The organism is Psychroserpens sp. SPM9, assembly GCF_025153525.1.
Classification (GTDB): domain Bacteria; phylum Bacteroidota; class Bacteroidia; order Flavobacteriales; family Flavobacteriaceae; genus Psychroserpens.
The window spans coordinates 363,641-382,850 of the sequence record NZ_JANZNR010000003.1 but is presented as its reverse complement, the minus strand read 5'-3'; the positions used below and the strand labels follow the sequence as shown (position 1 = coordinate 382,850).

Annotated in this window: 14 protein-coding genes; 13 read left to right on the top strand and 1 reads right to left on the bottom strand. The window is 35.3% G+C overall.

Annotation, left to right across the window (positions count from 1 at the left end):
* Positions 1-102 precede the first annotated feature (102 nt).
* Complete coding sequence (locus N4270_RS08055; RefSeq protein WP_260096513.1) at positions 103-4,569, bottom strand: T9SS type A sorting domain-containing protein; 4,467 nt, start codon at positions 4,567-4,569, stop codon at positions 103-105.
* Positions 4,570-4,749: 180 nt separating this feature from the next.
* Here N4270_RS08055 and N4270_RS08050 point away from each other — a divergent pair, with 180 nt between their 5' ends.
* The 13 genes from N4270_RS08050 (at position 4,750) to N4270_RS07990 (ending at position 19,210) form a co-directional block, all read left to right on the top strand.
* The gene (locus tag N4270_RS08050; protein WP_260096512.1) at positions 4,750-5,550 is read left to right on the top strand and encodes an RNA methyltransferase; all 801 of its coding nucleotides are present in this window, start codon (positions 4,750-4,752) and stop codon (positions 5,548-5,550) included.
* Between the two features lie 4 nt (positions 5,551-5,554).
* Positions 5,555-6,805, top strand: coding sequence for a M48 family metallopeptidase (locus N4270_RS08045; RefSeq protein ID WP_260096511.1), 1,251 nt, complete (start codon positions 5,555-5,557; stop codon positions 6,803-6,805).
* Positions 6,795-7,433 carry a hypothetical protein gene (locus tag N4270_RS08040; RefSeq protein WP_260096510.1) on the top strand — a complete coding sequence of 213 codons (639 nt, stop codon included), beginning with the start codon at positions 6,795-6,797 and terminating at the stop codon, positions 7,431-7,433. Before N4270_RS08045 ends, N4270_RS08040 begins: the two co-directional genes overlap by 11 nt.
* A 65-nt stretch (positions 7,434-7,498) precedes the next feature.
* Positions 7,499-7,651: a hypothetical protein gene (locus N4270_RS08035; protein WP_260096509.1), complete on the top strand. Its 153-nt coding sequence runs from the start codon at positions 7,499-7,501 to the stop codon at positions 7,649-7,651.
* A gap of 60 nt (positions 7,652-7,711) precedes the next feature.
* Entirely contained in the window at positions 7,712-9,916 is a 2,205-nt protein-coding gene (locus N4270_RS08030) for a bifunctional (p)ppGpp synthetase/guanosine-3',5'-bis(diphosphate) 3'-pyrophosphohydrolase (protein WP_260096508.1), read from the top strand.
* Positions 9,917-9,950: 34 nt separating this feature from the next.
* On the top strand, positions 9,951-10,406 hold the full coding sequence (locus N4270_RS08025; RefSeq protein WP_260096507.1) for a Fur family transcriptional regulator: 456 nt from the start codon (positions 9,951-9,953) through the stop codon (positions 10,404-10,406).
* A gap of 9 nt (positions 10,407-10,415) precedes the next feature.
* Positions 10,416-11,693, top strand: coding sequence for an adenylosuccinate synthase (locus tag N4270_RS08020; RefSeq protein WP_260096506.1), 1,278 nt, complete (start codon positions 10,416-10,418; stop codon positions 11,691-11,693).
* 155 nt (positions 11,694-11,848) lie between these two features.
* Positions 11,849-13,639 (top strand): OstA-like protein, encoded by a 1,791-nt coding sequence (locus tag N4270_RS08015; RefSeq protein ID WP_260096505.1) that lies wholly within the window; start codon positions 11,849-11,851, stop codon positions 13,637-13,639.
* Positions 13,636-14,817, top strand: coding sequence for an aspartate aminotransferase family protein (locus tag N4270_RS08010; protein ID WP_260096504.1), 1,182 nt, complete (start codon positions 13,636-13,638; stop codon positions 14,815-14,817). The genes N4270_RS08015 and N4270_RS08010 overlap by 4 nt, the downstream gene beginning before the upstream one ends.
* Before the next feature lie 223 nt (positions 14,818-15,040).
* Entirely contained in the window at positions 15,041-16,387 is a 1,347-nt protein-coding gene (locus N4270_RS08005; RefSeq protein ID WP_260096503.1) for a tetratricopeptide repeat protein, read from the top strand.
* 75 nt (positions 16,388-16,462) lie between these two features.
* Positions 16,463-17,455, top strand: a complete 993-nt coding sequence (locus tag N4270_RS08000) for a DUF368 domain-containing protein (RefSeq protein WP_260096502.1) — start codon at positions 16,463-16,465, stop codon at positions 17,453-17,455.
* A gap of 1 nt (position 17,456) precedes the next feature.
* The gene (locus tag N4270_RS07995) at positions 17,457-18,473 is read left to right on the top strand and encodes a DUF368 domain-containing protein (protein WP_260096501.1); all 1,017 of its coding nucleotides are present in this window, start codon (positions 17,457-17,459) and stop codon (positions 18,471-18,473) included.
* A complete protein-coding gene (locus tag N4270_RS07990; protein ID WP_260096500.1) occupies positions 18,470-19,210 on the top strand; it encodes a shikimate dehydrogenase in 741 nt (246 codons plus the stop codon). Before N4270_RS07995 ends, N4270_RS07990 begins: the two co-directional genes overlap by 4 nt.

The window sequence follows — 19,210 nt, the reverse complement described above, 5'->3', positions numbered from 1 at the left end:
TTTAGGATTGAATTCGAAAATCCCTAAGTCTAGCAATCTTTTCAGAATAAAAAAAACCTCAGCATACACTGAGGTTCTTCAACTAAATATTTCGATTTGGACCTATTCTATAATCAGTTTTTTAACTACAGTTTGACCTTTGGTGCTCAATGTCACAAAGTATAATCCGCTTTGTAAATCTGATACATCCATAGTCATCTGATTTGCGTTAGAAATTTGGGTTTCTAATATTTGTTTGCCTTGAATGTCTGTGAGGTGAACACTTAGCTTTCCGTAACTATTAGCATGGAGTCTGATAGTCACCAGAGCATTTGTCGGATTTGGAAATAATTCAAAAGTATTTAAATCTAAATCGGAAACCGATAAACTTTCGGCTACAAATTGGCTGTCAAATCTATTGGTAATAACAGGTGTATTAAAATCAAAGAAAATCGCAGCCGTATTTGGAATAATATCATCTATTGCATAACCTGCTTTAGGCTTAATTTTAAAATAGACAAATCCATGGCTACCCTCAGCATCATCCTGTTCGGCAGGTAAATTAATATTGTCAAAAAACCATTCTAAACTCGAATCGGTTCTCGTGACTACATAATCGTGGCTAGCACGCAACATCTGGAAAGTTGTTTCATCTAATTGTTCGTTGAGCATATCTTCAATACGCACATAAGTAGCAGGAAACGTTCCTAAGTTTTGGAAACGAATCGTATAGTACAAATATTCATCAGATACCACAAAATCATCATAGACAATTCGTGGTCCGTGTGCTTCCATTTTATCATTAGGATCCCATGAGCCAACAACAATTTCGGATAAGGTAGTATCATTATTTACCGGAACTAAATCGTTACCATCTGTTGTATAGCTTGCTGTGTTTGTAACAATGTCTCCGAGTTCGACAGCGACAGGACAACTTAATGAAATGTAGAGTGTTTCAACAGCTCCAGGCTGCATATTAACAAAATCTACTGTAAATCCGGTGGCTGTGATTGTTATGGTATAATTAGGATTAACGTTGGTTACGTTTTCGAAAACCAAAAGTGGATCATGAGTGAATTCGACGGTACCTGATGCAATCGTTGAAAACCCTAAATTTTCAAGAACAAGTGTGTTTTCATGCGTAAAACCAGGTCTTGGAGGAATCCAACCATTAATTAAATACACGGCTAAATCTTCACAGTTTTGTTGCTCAACTACAGGGAAATCTACTGTGAGTGTACTTCCATTAGATACATTGATGTTGCTGAATGTACTTGAGGTAACATCATAACAGCCAGCAGATTCTTCATAGAGGTTAAAGCTAATCTCATAAGTATCTGTTTCAGAAGTAATAATCTGAAAGTTTCCCGTTGAAGAATTCACTGTATTTACAATACCATCACCATTAACTTCATAGGTAAAATAGCCATTAGAAAAGTTAATCTCGTTAGCATCAAAAATAGAATTCGCATTCGTGTCGACAAAGGCATTAACATCTAAGGTCCCTATAGAAGTAGCACAATAGACATCAAAATCAAAGGGTTCGGTACAACAATTACTTCCTACATCACAACTTAAAGATTCGTCAGAATTTAATACAACAGAAATCCTATTTCCTGTAGACGTAAAAGTTAATCCACTAAAATCACCATCATTACCGTAAGGCAGCGTTGGGTTTAATACGGTTCCGTCAGAATCGAGTATGCTAACCTCATCATAATTAACCTCAGTAGTTCCCGAATTAAAGACGAGAGTTAATGCTTGTCCGTTACTACTCTCAAAATTAAATTCGCTTGTATCATCATTAGCATAACAATACATTGTGTTGATAGGACCATCACCACAATCTACAACTTGATTAGGATTAGCTCTAATAGTAAAGCTTTCTTCTATACAGTCTTCGGCATCACCATTATCATTATAAGGTGTAATGGTCACAAAATAAGTGACTTGATAATCTAAGATTCCCAGATCGTGAGTAAGCACATTTCCTACATCTAAGTGGTCTAAAATTTCTGTGCCTCCAGATGTAATTCCGACAGATACTTTATAACCATTTACAATACCAGAAGCTGCTGCCCAAACCAAATCGGTATGTTCTACAACATCAATTTCGCTATTAGTTGGCGACTCGAGTACTGCATTGCAGCTTGGTACTGCATCAGTATCTAAACAGATGACATCAAAATCTATTGGTGTATAGTTTTGGTTATTACAAGAGATACTATCATCTGATGTTACTAAAATTGTGATACTGTTTCCTGAAGACGTAAAGCTAAGTCCGGTGAGATCTCCATTGTTGCCATATTGAGTCTCTACGGGATTCAAATTAGTGCCATCTGAATCTAATACCAATAACGCATCATAACCTACTTCTACCTGCCCTGCATTAAAGGTGACCTGTAAAGGTGAACTGTCTGAACTTTCATAAGTGTATTGAGTAGCCTCATTGTTAACATAACAAAACGATGTATTTACAGGAGTTTCACCACAGGAAACTTCTATAGGGCAATTTTCTGAAGAGATACTAAAATCTACAACCGTAAAGCAACCATTATCTTGGTTTTCAACACGCACGTAAATGGTTTCTATAAACCCATTAATCTGATAAGCCGTAGGGTTTGTAATCTGATTGACATCATTATAGGCATCATTTAGTAAATTATAAAAGGTAATATTAGCTGCTTGACCATTTAATTGCACTTCAATTTCAGGAATTACAATGGTAAGATCAAACTCTGAAATTGCTTCACAACTGGATATATTTTCAGGATCTGTAATTGTTTGAATCGATCCTTCAGTAACTTCTATGGTGAGTGACGATGTACAATTGGTGAAGGCATCAATAACATCAACAGTATAGGTGCCACCATTAAAAACAATAAGATCTGGTTCTGTTGAACCTGTAGACCATAAATAGTTATATTGCCCACTTCCTCCAGACACAAAGGGTGTTAAAACTACTTCTTGTCCGTCACAAATCGTAGTCGGTCCATTATATGCAATTAAAGGATTTAAGTTACCATCAATAGTCAAGGTTGTAATCGCCGAATTATCTGTAGCTAAATCTACTACCCTTACATAAATAACAAGTGTATCGATATTACTTTGGTAAGCTGTTGGATTCGCAATTGGATTATTTTGGCTGATAGCATTTGTTTCCGATAGGTAATAAGTAAAGTCATATCCTGAAACATCTTGACCATTGACTATTTGTGTATTTTGTGATGTTAAATCAAAAACGCCTACAAAATTAGGATCATCAGTACAAAACGTAATGGTTGCAGGTAACACCGCTAAACAATCAGTAGTAACAATTAAATCTAATGTCGTGGTTTGAATACAATTTCCAAAATTAGACTCCACTCTCACAAAAACCGTTTGAAAAGACTGTACAATATTAGTATAAGGGCTCGCTATTGGATTAATTCCGTTTTCAGCATCAACGAGTGTTTCGTGGTAAGTAACTATGAGTGACGGATTTTGATTTCCACCAAGAATTTCATCGGTTTTACTATCTAAGTTAAATGACGCAATGCCATCGCTATCATCATCACAAACCTCTAGAGGTGTAGGCGGATTTAATTCTGCAATTTCGTCTACATAAAGATGTAAGGCTGTATTACCACTAACAAAAAAACAACCTGTTGTATTATCTACAATTCTAGGAATAATTGTTTCTTCATAGGGAACTGTATTTGTGTAGGCTTCCGGATTTGTAATTACATTCGTATTATTTATGGCGTCTTCATAATTCAGAAAATAAAATACCGATAAATTTGGATTTCCATTAGCTAATTCTTCATCAAATTGAGTTAAATCGAAAGTAGAAATCCCTGCTTCATTGCCATCGCCACAACTAAATGTTTCAATTTGTACTCCTTCGACATCTACGCCATTTACAATCAATGAGAAAAAGGCTATATTATAATTTCCCGTAGCGTTTTCTGTGACTCTTGCATAAATCGTTTGAGGATTTGTAAAATTTACAAACGGACTAGCTAAAGGGTTTTCATTTGATTCAGCCGAAGTATTATCAAGAAAATAAGTAACGGTATAGTCGTTTGGGTTAAGGTTGCCTAAGATTTCAGGAGTTTTAGATTCTAAATCAAAATTAGCTACAGTTTCATTATTAAAACCACACAGTTCATAATCGGTAGGTTGATTCATTATAAACGTTGGCACACAAGTGATATCGGCATTCCATCCAATAAATGTCTCATCGCCATTACTAACAAAGTTAAAGGTCAAACAACCTGATGGATTATAAGCATTCACTAAAACAGGACTGTTTCCTCCGGAATACACACCATGAATTGGAGCATCAGTAGAATCTCCATTATAGATGGTTAATACATCTTCGCCAAACTCGGTTAAAAATCCATTAAAATTCAACCTGATAAAACTTCCTTCGATTTCAGGACATATAGTCATTGTAAAATTTTCGTTATTTCCATAAGCTGAATTTTGACCAGAATCTGCAAAAGTGGCTTCACATGCTGCAAAATTGCCATTTTGCATATTTATAACCGTTTGTGAAGAACAAAACAGAGAAAAAGTCAAACATGATAAGAGTAAAAATTTTTTCATAGAATGATTGGTTTAGTTAGTGTATACTAGTAGGTAAGATCATAAGAAATGGATACGCTTATATAACATGCAACGTTTAAAAATTCCTACTATTGGTTTTCAAAATACAATTTATATCTTGTTCAAAAGGTGTTTTACTGTAAATTTGTAACCACTCAATGATATCGAATAATTCAGCTAATGCATCACAAGGCGATTACAAGTACACAAAATCAATTAGTAAAACAGATTCTTGTTTTAAAAGAAAAATCCCGAGAACGTAAAAAAGCAAAACGTTTCATCATTGAAGGGCAACGCGAATTGATGCTCGCCACAAAAGCCAATTACCAGATTCATACCATTTTATATTATCCTGAATTGATTTCAGAAACAACTCTTTCTCAAATCATTACTTCGGAAATTGAACGCATTACCATCTCAAAAGAGGTCTTTCAGAAATTAGCACACCGTCATACTACTGAAGGTATTATTGCTATCGCTGAAACCAAACCACATGAATTGAACCGATTAACATTTCCGAAGAAAAACCCTTTAATTCTCATCGCAGAAGCGCCAGAAAAGCCTGGAAATATTGGTGCTTTACTTCGTACTGCCGATGCTGCCAACGTAGATGCAGTCATCATTGCCAACCCCAAAAGTGATTTATACAATCCTAATATCATTAGGTCAAGTGTAGGTTGCGTATTTACAAATCAGATTGCCATTGGTACTACCCAAGATATTATCGCCTTTTTAAAGCAACACCACATTTCTATTTACTGTGCCGCTTTACAAGCTTCGGTTGGGTATCACACTCAGGATTATACACAGCCAACAGCTATAGTCGTTGGGACAGAAGCAACGGGTTTAAGTGATGACTGGCTTGAACATTCAACTCAAAATATTATTATTCCTATGCAAGGCGAAATTGACAGCATGAATGTTTCGGTGGCTGCAGGTATTCTGGTTTTTGAAGCCAAACGACAACGACAATTTAATTAATTTTATGACAGCAACGACGCTCTTTTATATCATTATAAGCATCATTATTATCAGTTTTTTAATTGATAAAATTTTAGATCACCTCAATGCCAAACATTATAACGACCCTATTCCTAGCGAATTAGAAGATGTATACGACGAAGCGGAATACAAAAAATCTCAGGCTTATAAACAGACAAACTATAAATTTGGTATCTGGAGTTCGCTTTTTTCAATCTTGTTGACGCTTGGTTTTTTATGGTTTGACGGCTTTGAATTTGTAGACACTATTGCAAGACAATACAGTTCGAACTCGATTGTTATTGCTTTGATTTTCTTCGGAATTATTATGCTTGGCAGTGATCTTATTTCTACACCGTTTAGCTACTACAAAACCTTTGTCATTGAAGCTCAATTTGGGTTCAATAACACGACAAAAAAAACTTTCATCTTAGACAAGATTAAAGGGCTACTAATGATGGCTGTAATTGGTGGTGGCATCTTAGCTCTCATTATTTGGTTTTACCAGCAAACCCAAGACCTGTTCTGGCTTTATGCTTGGGGAATTGTAACACTGTTTACGATTTTTATGAATATGTTTTACGCTAAACTCATCGTGCCATTATTTAATAAACAAACGCCTTTAGAAGCGGGTAGTTTACGGGATAAAATTTCAGAATATGCCAATTCAGTGGGATTTAATCTGGATAAAATTTTTATCATCGACGGCTCCAAACGCAGCACAAAAGCAAATGCTTATTTTTCAGGATTTGGCAGTGAAAAACGAGTAACTTTATTTGACACCTTGGTCAAAGACTTGGACGAAGAAGAAATTGTGGCTGTGCTCGCACACGAAGTTGGTCATTACAAAAAGAAACACATAATTTTCAACCTCATTGCCTCTATACTGCTCACTGGTTTAACCTTTTATATTTTATCGATTTTTATTTCCAATCCGCTACTATCAAACGCCTTAGGCGTCGAACAACCTAGTTTTCATGTGGGACTGATTGCTTTCGGACTCCTATATTCACCGATTTCTGAACTCACAAGTTTGGTGATGAATTACTTCTCCCGAAAGTTTGAATACCAAGCCGATGATTATGCAAAACACACTTACAAAGCCGAACCATTAATAAAGTCTCTTAAAAAGTTATCTAAAAATAGTTTGAGTAATCTAACACCTCACTCCTCTTATGTATTCGCGCATTATTCGCATCCTACCTTATTGGAACGTGTAAAAAACTTAAAAGCAAAAACATCGTATGACTCTTAAACACAAACTACTCATTACGCTAACAATTTTATCAGTTTTTGCCTGTAAAAAAATTGATCCTAATCATCAAATTGATGAAGGCAAAATTGAAAGCAACACCTATACAAGCCATGAGATTGGATGGGAAATGGAAATCCCAAAAGGCTGGGATATTGTTACGATGGAAGAAACGGATGCTTTTCAGAAAAAGGGCGAAGCTATTTTAGAACCCATGTTGGAAGACAGTATCGATGCGAGTCAAATTAGAAACTTGTTAAGCTTTAAAAAGAACCTGTTTAATATGTTTCAATCGACTTCAGAACCTTTTGAAATTCAATATGAAGGCGAATGGGAAGAAAATAACATAGCACTAAAAGAACTACTCGAAGATGCTTTTTACCAACAAGGTATTGCCGTTACATCTTCAGACATTACAACAGAAACTATTGATGGCTTAGATTTTAAGGTTTATACCTTTACAGTTTATGATACAAAAGGAAACATCATTCTAAATCAAATGATGTACTCACGATGGATTAACGGATTTGATTTTGGAGTGAATATCAATTATAATAACGAAGCCTTTAAAACTGAAATGTTATCAGCCTTTAAAAATTCAAAATTTAAAAGGCCTAAGCAGAAAAAATAAAAACAACTGCTGTCTATAAATTTCAAAACACAACTGACTCCAATAGCTTAGCACTCAAAAACGATATGAAACGAAAAGACATTCATGCCATTATAGATTATTGGGTAACAATTCGCGACAGTATGCAAGATGCTTATGATAATGAAACCAATCACAGTCGAAATCGAAAAGTACAATTAAAATGGGATACATCGATTGAAACGAATTTAATTAAATAATACGTAAACAAACCCAAAAAAGCCGTTGCACATTACATTTCTTATTCATACTTTAGTTCTATGACTGAAGAAGCGATAGAAAAAGAAAATGCAGAGATTGCCAAAGCCTACAAAGAGCTCCTCAAAGTAAGTTATCAAACACTTACCAAAGAAGATAAAAAACTCATTCGTGAGGCTTTTGAAGTTGCGCTTGACGCACATAAAGATCAACGTAGAAAATCTGGAGAAGCCTATATTTTCCATCCCATTGCTGTAGCCAAAATTGTAGCCAGCGAGATTGGTTTAGATGCAACTTGTATTGCTGCAGCCTTGCTTCATGATGTTGTAGAAGATAATCCCAATTACACCAAAGATGATATCGAACGCCTTTTTGGTGAAACCGTTGCGCGCATTGTAGATGGGCTTACAAAAATATCATCGCTTAGTAAAGATACCGATGTTTCTACACAAGCTGAGAATTTCCGAAAAATGCTGCTAACGCTTAATGATGATGTTCGTGTTATTATTATCAAAATTGCCGATCGTCTTCACAACATGCAAACCATGGATTCTATGCGTCGCGATAAACAGGAAAAAATCGCTTCGGAAACCTTATACATCTATGCGCCTTTAGCCCATAGAATTGGACTCTATAATATTAAAACAGAGCTTGAGGATCTCGGACTCAAATACACCGAACCAGATGTGTACAACGACATTCTGGAAAAAATGCAAGAAACCAAAGAAAAACAAGATCAGTATATCAAAGAGTTTTCAAAGGTGATTGTAGATTCTCTTGATGCCGAAGGCTTAAACTACGAAATCAAAGGACGTCCAAAATCCATCTATTCCATCCGAAGAAAAATTGTCAATCAAGGTGTTGAATTTGAAGAAGTTTACGACAAGTTTGCCGTACGTATCATTTATAAATCGGATTTAAAAAATGAGAAATTCCTAGCCTGGAAAATATATTCCATTGTAACCGATCACTTTGTTCCCAACCCAACCCGATTACGCGACTGGATTTCATCGCCAAAGTCAACTGGTTATGAAGCCTTACACATCACAGTTATGGGCCCGAAAAGTCGGTTTGTTGAAGTACAAATCCGTAGTGAGCGTATGAATGAAATTGCCGAAAAAGGCTATGCAGCACATTATAAATACAAACAAGGGAATAGTGAAGATGCTTTAGATACGTGGATTGACAAACTTCAGGAGGCACTTGAAAGTAACGAAACTAATGCTGTAGATTTTGTTGAACAGTTTAAACTCAACCTCTACTCTAAAGAAATTTTTGTATTCTCTCCAAAAGGGGATTTAAAATCTTTACCTAAAGGTGCAACACCTTTAGATTTTGCCTTTAGTGTACATACCGAAGTAGGCATGAAAACCAAAGGTGCCAAAGTCAATGGTAAACTTGTGCCTTTAAGTCATGAGTTACAAAGCGGTGATCAAGTAGAAATTCTCACTTCCGAAACCATAAAACCTAATCGCAACTGGTTAGATTATGCTACCACAGCCAGAGCGCGAAGTAAAATAAAATCATCACTTAAAGCCGAGAAAAAAGATCTTGCTGAAGAAGGAAAAGAAATCCTCAGACGTAAATTGAAGCAGCTTAAAATTTCACTAGATGAAAAATCAATCAATGAAATGGTTAACCATTTTAAATTGAAAACCAGTCTGGATCTTTTCTATCGTGTTGGCATTGGAACCATTGACAATACTATGCTCAAAGAATACGCTTCCTCTCGAAGTAATGTGTTTATGAGCTATATTAAAAGTAAAATTCGTAAACCAACCGTTCCGCCAGATATTGATAAAGATGAAATTACTTCAAAATATGATCAGCTGGTCTTCGGGAAAGAAGAAGAAAAGCTAGATTATAAGCTTTCCTCCTGCTGTAACCCAATTCCTGGTGATCCTGTTTTTGGATTTTTAACAATTAATGATGGTATCAAGGTTCATAAAAAAAATTGTCCGAATGCCCTCAGTATGCAATCCAATTATGCCTACCGCATCATGCAAGCCAAATGGATTGACTCGACTCAACAAGAGTTTGCGACTCAAATTAAACTGTCGGGTATTGATAACCTAGGATTGGTCAATAACATTACTCAGGTGATTTCATCAAACATGCATGTGAATATGAAAAGTATTAGTTTTGAAACCGATGATGGCGTCTTTAGTGGTAAAATTAATGTGATAGTACCCAACAATACGATGTTAAAAAAGCTCATAGATAATCTCAAAAAAATTAATGGAATAGATAAGGTGACTAGGGTTTAATACAAAATAAATTATGTAAATTTGTGGCTTGATTATGAGTAATAAAACCGAACAGACAAATCAGGAAATTGTAAAAAACGTTTTTACAAAATTTCTTGAAGAAAAAGGTCACCGAAAAACCCCTGAACGCTATGCTATACTTCAGGAGATTTATGATAGTGAAGAACACTTTGATATTGAATCCTTATATATCAAAATGAAAAATAAAAACTATCGTGTAAGTCGTGCTACACTTTACAATACGATTGAAATTTTAATGGAATGTGCTCTGGTACGTAAACACCAATTTGGTCAAAACCAGGCCCATTATGAAAAATCGTATTTCGACAAACAACACGATCACGTGATTATGACAGATACTGGTGAAGTTATCGAGTTTTGTGATCCACGAATTCAATCTATAAAAAAAACAATCGAAGAAGTTTTTGATATTTCCATATCAAATCATTCACTTTATTTCTACGGAACAAAAAATAAACCAACTAATTAATTTTACACAATGGCAGTAGATTTACTACTAGGATTACAATGGGGCGACGAAGGCAAAGGAAAAATTGTTGATGTACTCACTTCCAAATACAATATTATTGCACGTTTTCAAGGTGGCCCAAATGCTGGTCATACCTTAGAATTTGATGGTATTAAACACGTATTGCGAACCATTCCTTCTGGGATTTTTCACGACGACTCTATAAATGTCATTGGCAACGGTGTTGTTATCGATCCTGTTGTTTTTGTACAAGAATTAGATGGTTTAGACCAGTTCAATTTAGACTATAAATCAAAATTAATTATTTCTAGAAAGGCGCATGTCATTCTTCCAACGCATCGTTTACTAGATGCAGCTTCTGAAACCGCAAAAGGTAAAGCCAAAATTGGCTCTACACTTAAAGGTATTGGCCCGACATACATGGACAAAACCGGACGTAATGGTATCAGAATTGGAGATTTAGAACTCGACAACTGGAAAGAAAAATACAGAGCTTTAGCCAACAAACACGAAGCCATGATTGGTTTTTACAATGTTGACATTCAATACGATTTAAAAGAAATGGAAGACGAATTCTTTGCAGCTGTAGAACGCTTAAAAGAATTGCAATTTATCGACAGTGAAGAGTATTTAAACACCGCGTTAAAAAACGGTAAACCTATTCTTGCCGAAGGTGCTCAAGGCTCTTTACTAGATATCGATTTTGGAACGTATCCATTTGTAACTTCTTCAAATACGACTGCATCTGGAGCTTGTACTGGTTTAGGTGTTGCGCCAAATAAAATAGGTGAAGTATTCGGAATATTCAAAGCCTATACCACACGTGTGGGTTCTGGTCCTTTTCCAACAGAGTTATTTGATGATATAGGTGCAGATATGGCGCGAATAGGTCACGAATTTGGTGCTGTAACTGGTCGCCCAAGACGTTGTGGCTGGTTAGATTTAGTGGCACTCAAATATGCTTGTCAGGTTAATGGTGTAACACAATTAAGTATGATGAAAGGTGATGTGCTTTCAGGATTTAAAACCTTAAAAGTATGTACAGCTTATAAATACAAAGGGGAAACTATTACACATTTACCGTTTAATATTGAAAGTGAAAACGTCACTCCTATTTATACAGAATTTAAAGGCTGGAAAGAAGATTTAACTAAAATGCGTCATGCTTCTGAATTTCCTTCAGAACTAAACGATTATATCGATTTTCTTGAAAAGGAATTAGAAATTCCTATCACTATAGTATCTGTAGGTCCAGATAGAACACAGACTATTGACAGAAAAGCATAATTGGTTTGTTCAAATAAATAGAATAATCATGTTGAAAGGAATTATAGTTTTCCTTTTCATCAATTCACACGACTGTCGTTTGCGATTATTAAAAATCTGTTAAGGCATACTATTCCGAAGAGATAATAGTTATTTTTGAAACAAAACATATAACCTTGAATCTACGTTTTAGATATTTTCTCATTATTGCCTGTTGTTTTTCAACACTACTCTCCTATTCACAACAACCCAAACGTATCTATATAGAATACTCAGGTTTTACAGTGAAAGATTCCCTTAAAGGTGATAATGTAACCACTTTTGTCCGTAGTGATCAAGGTCAGATTCATATTGTTCACGAAGGTGTCGAAATGTGGTGCGATAAAGCCTTGTACTATCAAGAAGAAGATTTTATTGAAGCCTTCAATAATGTAAAAATGAAACAAGGCGATACCATTAATATGTCTGCAAAATATGCAGAATATAGTGGCATTACACAACTTGCTTTTGCGGCTGGAGATGTTGTTTTAACCGAACCAAAATCAACCTTAACCACAGATACACTTTGGTTTAACAGAATCAAACAACAAGCGTATTATAAAAGTAAAGGAAAAGTGGTTAGAGATTCTTCGGGGACCATCACAAGTCAGATTGGTCGCTACTACATGGAAGACAGCAAATACCGTTTTCTTAAAGACGTGGTCTTGGTTAATCCTGAATACACCTTAGAAACCAATCAACTCGATTTTTATTCTGAAACCGGACATGCCTATATGTATGGACCATCGACTATTACAGGAGAAACCAGCAAAATTTATTGTGAACGCGGATTTTACGATACCAACAACGATACAGGTTATTTTATTAAGAATTCAAAAATTAATTACGACAACCGCATTGTTGAAGGCGATAGTCTTTATTTTGACCGAACTCAAAGTTTTGCGTCAGCCACAAATAATATAAAAGTCACCGATACGATTAATAAAAGTATCGTTAAAGGTCATTATGCTGAAGTTTTTCGAGCTAAAGATTCGGTATTTATTACCAAAAGAGCTTTAGCCATTACGGTTCAAGAAAACGACTCACTTTACATTCATGCTGATACCTTGATGGTTACAGGCAAACCCGAACACCGTATTACCAGAGCTTATTATAATGCTAAAATGTATAAAAGTGATATGAGCGGTAAAGCCGATTCTATTCATGCCGATCATAAATCTGGATTAACTCAGCTTATTAACCTAAAACGCTTTGCTACTGGAGACGCTTATTCGGTAAGTCGCAGACCCGTCATCTGGAATTTGGGCAATCAAATGACAGGTGACTCTATTCATTTAATTTCTAACGTTGAAAAAGAAGAACTCGATTCACTAAAAGTTTTCGATAACGCTTTTCTAATAAGTAGAGACACATTAAGTGCCGAAGGCTACAATCAAATAAAAGGTCAAAAATTAATTGGGCTATTTAAAGATAATGAATTGTATAATGTCGATATCATTAAAAACGCCGAAATCATCTTCTACTCCAGAGACGATAAAGATTCACTCATCGGAATTAACAAATCAAAATCAGGAAGTATCAACCTACAATTTGATGGTCCGTATAAAATCGTAACTTTATTAAATCAGGTCGATGGAGAAATTTTTCCAGAATCACAATTTCCAAAAAATGCACGTCGCTTTCGCGGATTTGATTGGCGTGGCGATGAACAACCCAAAAGTGTTGAGGATTTATTTGTCGATGATCCGCCTTTAATGCTTCCAAAGATAAAAGGCTTAGACGCCTATGTGGAAGATGAAGAATTTATCGACGAAGCTTTACTACAACGTGTTGAAGACGCAGGCAAAAAGGATAAAGACGCTATTAATAAAGCAGGAAGAAGTCTGCCTAAAAAAGTTGAATACTTAAAAGAAAAAAAGCCCGAAAAGCAAACAAAACCTTTGGTCAAAAAAACAGGAAATGGATGACCGAAGATTTCTTTAAATATCAAGCACAAACCTCGCCGCATCCTTTGGCTATGTCTATCTCACATGCCGAAGGCTCCTACATTTATGACACAAATAACAAAGCCTATTTAGATTTTGTTGCTGGTGTTTCTGCTTGCAGTTTAGGTCATAAACATCCTAAAGTTATCAAGGCTATAAAAGCGCAATTAGACACCTATTTACATGTGATGGTTTACGGAGAATACATCCAGGAACCCGCAGTAGAATTAGCTAAATTACTAGCTGATCACTTACCCAAAAACCTAAACAAAACCTACCTTACTAACTCTGGCACCGAAGCTATTGAAGGCGCCTTAAAATTAGCTAAACGCGTGACAGGACGTAGTGAAATTATCGCCGCCAATCATGCTTACCATGGTAATACTATGGGTGCGATGAGTGTTATGGGTTACGAAGAGCGTAAACGTGCTTTCAGACCTTTAATTCCAGATGTGAAGTTTATAAATTTTAATGTTCATGAAGAACTAGCAGCTATCACCACCAATACTGCGGCTGTTATATTAGAAACCATTCAAGGTGGCGCAGGTTTTATTGAACCTAAAGAAGGCTATCTCCAAAAAGTAAGAGAACAATGTGATAAGGTTGGTGCGTTGTTGATTTTGGATGAAATTCAACCCGGATTTGGGCGTACGGGAAAGCTTTTTGGATTTGAACATTACAACTGTGTTCCAGACATTTTAGTGACTGGCAAAGGTCTCGGAGGCGGAATGCCCATAGGAGCTTTTACTTCTTCGGCACAATACATGGATCAACTGAAAGACCAACCTAAACTGGGTCACATCACCACCTTTGGAGGTCATCCGGTTATCGCTGCAGCGGCCTTAGCAACGGTAAAAGAAATCACTGAAAGTAATCTAATCGCAGAAACCTTAGAAAAAGAACAATTAATTCGTAACCATTTACAGCATCCTTTGATATTAGAAATTCGCGGTCGTGGATTAATGTTGGCAGCAATAATGCCTTCCGCAGAACTTACGAATGAAGTGATTTTGAGGTGTCAAGATGAAGGACTTATATTATTTTGGTTACTTTTTGAACCTTCAGCCATTAGAATTACGCCTCCTTTAACCATTTCAAACGAAGAAATTATTGAAGGTTGCCGTATTATAGTACAAGTTTTAGATTCTATTTCGATATAATTTAATCGGATTATGCGTCTTATAATCTTCTGATTTATAATAACTAACCTCATACTACCTAACTTATCACTCTAACTGTTAACTATTTTGTTGAAAACATTAAACCTATCAATTGATATTTTTAATCGATAAGAGTACTTTTATTCTATAACTATGCTACTTGCTTATGGAGTTTGGTCTACCTGAAGACAACAACAACTTTTCGCTTACAAGATTCGAGTCAATGCTCAAAACCAATAGTGTTTTGTTCTTTGATTCATCAGAATTTGAGAATATTATTCACCACTATCTGGAGATTGGGAAAATAGCTTTAGCAAAAAAAGCAGTAAAGTTAGGACTCGATCAGCATCCAACATCTACGAATTTAAAACTCTTTCAAACCGAACTTTATGTCCTTGAAAACAAGTTTGAAGACGCTGATAAATTACTGAATGAACTTCATATTTTAGAACCTAATAATGAAGAAATCTTTATTCAAAAGGCTAATGTCTTATCAAAACAAGACTTACATGAAAAAGCCGTCAACACTTTGTTAATCGCATTAGATTTGGCTTCAGACGATGAAGGTATTGGTGATTTGTACGCGTTAATCGGGATGGAATACCTATTTCTTGACCAGTTTGAAAATGCTAAAATTTATTTCAAAAAATGCCTAGAAATAGATCTTGAGGATTATTCTGCTCTATACAATATTATCTATTGTTATGATTTTCTAAATGAAAATGATGATGCCATTACGTTTTTAAATCTGTACTTAGATAAAAACCCTTACTGTGAAGTGGCTTGGCATCAATTAGGCCGACAATATTTCACAATTAACGATTATGATAAAGCATTGGCTGCCTTTGATTTTGCTATTATTTCTGATGATAGCTTTGTAGGTGCTTATTTGGAAAAAGGAAAAGTACTAGAAAAGAAAAAGTTATATCGCGAAGCCATAGAAAACTATAAAATCACACTCGCTTTAGACGAACCTACATCATTTGCACTCTTGAGAATTGGCTATTGTCACGAAAAACTTGGCGAAGATGATTTAGCTGTCCAATATTTTTACAAAACGGTTCATGAAGATCCGTTGTTGGATAAAGGTTGGATTGCCATTACAAAGTTTTATAATAAGAAACAAAACTATCAAAAGGCCTTGTTCTATATTAATAAAGCCATCAATATTGATAGTGAGAATGTGATTTACTGGAAACTCTATGCGCAAATTAATCAACGATTAAACTTTCTAGAAGAAGCTGAACGAGGCTATAAAAAAACATTAGATTTAGGCAATTACGAATTACAAACCTGGCTTTCTAGAACCGACATCCTGATTGCTCTAGGAGAATATGAAGCTGCTGTTTTAAATTTAATCCAAGCTGCCGAATTTTATCCAGAAACCGCAGAAATTGAATTCCGTTTAGCCGGTTTACATTTTACGCTTCATGAAAGTAGTAAAGGGCATTACCATCTTAAAAATGCTTTATTACTCAATCATGAATACGAATTTATACTCGAAGAATTATTTCCTTCAATCTTGCAAAAACCCTCCATTCAAAGAGTCATTCTTGAGGCGCGAAAATAAGTGTCAGTATTCTCTTCGTTTTTACTAAAAATTACTCATCGCTTTTCATACCTTTACGCTAGTATTTCATTAAACATGCAAAGACAATTTAAAGACTATATTCTTCTTTCTCTTAAAGGCGCAGCAATGGGAGCAGCCGATGCTGTACCTGGAGTGTCTGGTGGTACCATCGCGCTTATTTCTGGAATATATGAAGAATTGATTACCACGATTGGTAACGTCAATATTTCACTTTTTAAAACATTACAAAAAGAAGGGTTTAAAGCTTTTTGGAACCAACTTAATGGTAACTTTTTATTAGCTTTACTTTCAGGGATTGGTATTAGCTTCGTCCTCTTTATGCGCATTGCTAAATACTTGCTTGAACAGCATCCTGTTCTAATATGGTCGTTTTTTTTCGGATTAATAATCGCCAGTATTTATTTTGTCGGTAAACAAATCGAAAAATGGAATATAGCCAGTATTGTAGCGCTCCTTCTGGGAACCATTATTGCCTATTATATTTCAACGCTTCCATCTTTGGGCGCCAATAACAGTCCGTACTTTCTCTTCATAGCCGGAGCTATAGCTATTTGTGCAATGATTTTACCTGGTATTTCCGGATCGTTCATCTTGGTTATTTTAGGCGCTTACAAAACCTTAAGTGATGCGCTTCATGATTTTGATATTAAAAAAATACTGATTTTCATGGCAGGTGCTGTCATTGGTTTATTGAGTTTTAGTCGTGTTTTAAAATGGCTGTTTAAAAACTACTATAACACAACTTTAGCCTTGCTAACTGGTTTTATCATTGGATCTCTAAACAAAGTTTGGCCCTGGAAAACAACCATCTCTGTACTGGATAGTACTACGGGAAAAATAGAAGAATTTGTCAACATCTCTAGCCTAGGTAATCTATCGATTTATCAGCAACAAATCAACGATTTTGAAACCTACAAAACGGTTGTTGAAAAAAGTGTTTGGCCTTCCTCCTATATGGGTGACTCACAAATTTGGGCAGCCATAGGCTTAATGGTGTTTGGCTTTTTAACTATTTTTATTCTTGAAAAAATAGGTAACAAACACTAATATGCAAAGCACCAGAACTCTTAAAGATCGAATTTTTCTGGTTATTAAAGGGCTCTCCATGGGTGCAGCTAATAAGGTGCCCGGAGTTTCGGGTGGTGTCGTCGCTTTTGTCGCTGGCTTTTACGAAGAGTTTATCTATTCGTTACAACGTGTCAACAAAACAGCTTTCAAATTACTTTTTAACGGGCGATTCAAAAGTTTTTACCGATACATTAATGGGAAGTTTTTGAGTCTATTGTTTTTCGGAATGATTGTCAGCTATTTTAGTGTTTCTAAAATTTTAGATTACTTTCTTCAAAACTACGAATTGTATGTCTGGAGCTTATTCTTCGGAATGATTATCGGTTCCATTTACTATATCAATAAAGATTTTAAAGATTGGAATTTTAAGAGCATACTTGCTTTAATTATAGGAATTTCTCTTGGTATTGCTATAAGCTTCTTAGATCCAGCAAAAGAAAACGACAACTTGTTTTTTGTGTTTTTCTGCGGAATTATTAGTGTTTCCGGAATGACTCTTCCAGGATTTTCGGGCTCATTCATTTTAATCCTATTAGGTAATTACGTTTTGCTTTTGGTAGATTCGGTAAATGCCCTATATGATACCTTTGCCGAAGTATTTACAGGTGATTTTAGTTTTATTCAGAATGAAATCCGCATTAAATTACTTAAAGTGTTAGGCATGTTTACACTAGGCTCAGTTACAGGTTTGGTCACATTTTCTCACCTCTTAAATTATGTACTTAAACATTATAAAAGCATTACAACTGCCTCAATTATCGGGTTTATTATTGGATCGCTTGGTGTCGTTTGGCCTTGGAAAAATACCGTTTATAAAACACAAAACAACGGAGCATTTTTATTAGACTCCAGAGGTGAAAAGATCATATCTAATTACGAACGGTTTTTACCTGATTTACAAAATGAAACCTTTATTGCCATTGCTTACATCGTTTTAGGGATACTTATAGTATTAGCCTTAGAATGGTATGGACAACGCACAAACAAATTACAATGATCAGACTAGGATTAATAGGAAAAGATATCGAATACTCGTTTTCAAGAGATTATTTTTCAAAGAAATTTAAATCAGAGAAACGACCACTAACCTACGAGAATTTTGATTTGGATTCTATTTCAGAATTCAAACCTTTAGTCGAAAATCATATCGATATTATAGGCTTTAATGTGACCATTCCTTACAAAGAACAAATCATTCCTTATTTAGACAAACTAGACAAAAAAGCAAAAAAAATAGGAGCTGTAAATACGATTACGGTTTCCTTCAACGGAAAACTTAAAGGCTATAATACCGATTGTTACGGATTTAAAAAATCCATCAAACCCTTATTGAAAAAACACCATAAAAAAGCATTAATCTTAGGAACTGGAGGCGCTTCAAAAGCTATTGCATACACGCTTAAAAAGCTAAAAATTGAATTTGATTATGTGTCTAGAACTAAAAGTGACACTGTTAAGTTTACTTATAATAGCCTTACAGAAACGCACCTAAAAGACTATACAATTCTTATCAATTGTACACCACTTGGCACCTATCCCAATATTAGTGATTGTCCAGACATTCCTTATAACGGAATCACAGATCAACATTTACTTTATGATTTGATATACAATCCTGAACAAACGCAATTTTTAAAAGAAGGCGAACGTCGAGGCGCTCAAACAACAAATGGCTATCAAATGTTAGTGTTTCAAGCAGAAAAAGCCTGGAAAATATGGAGTTCGACCTTTTAA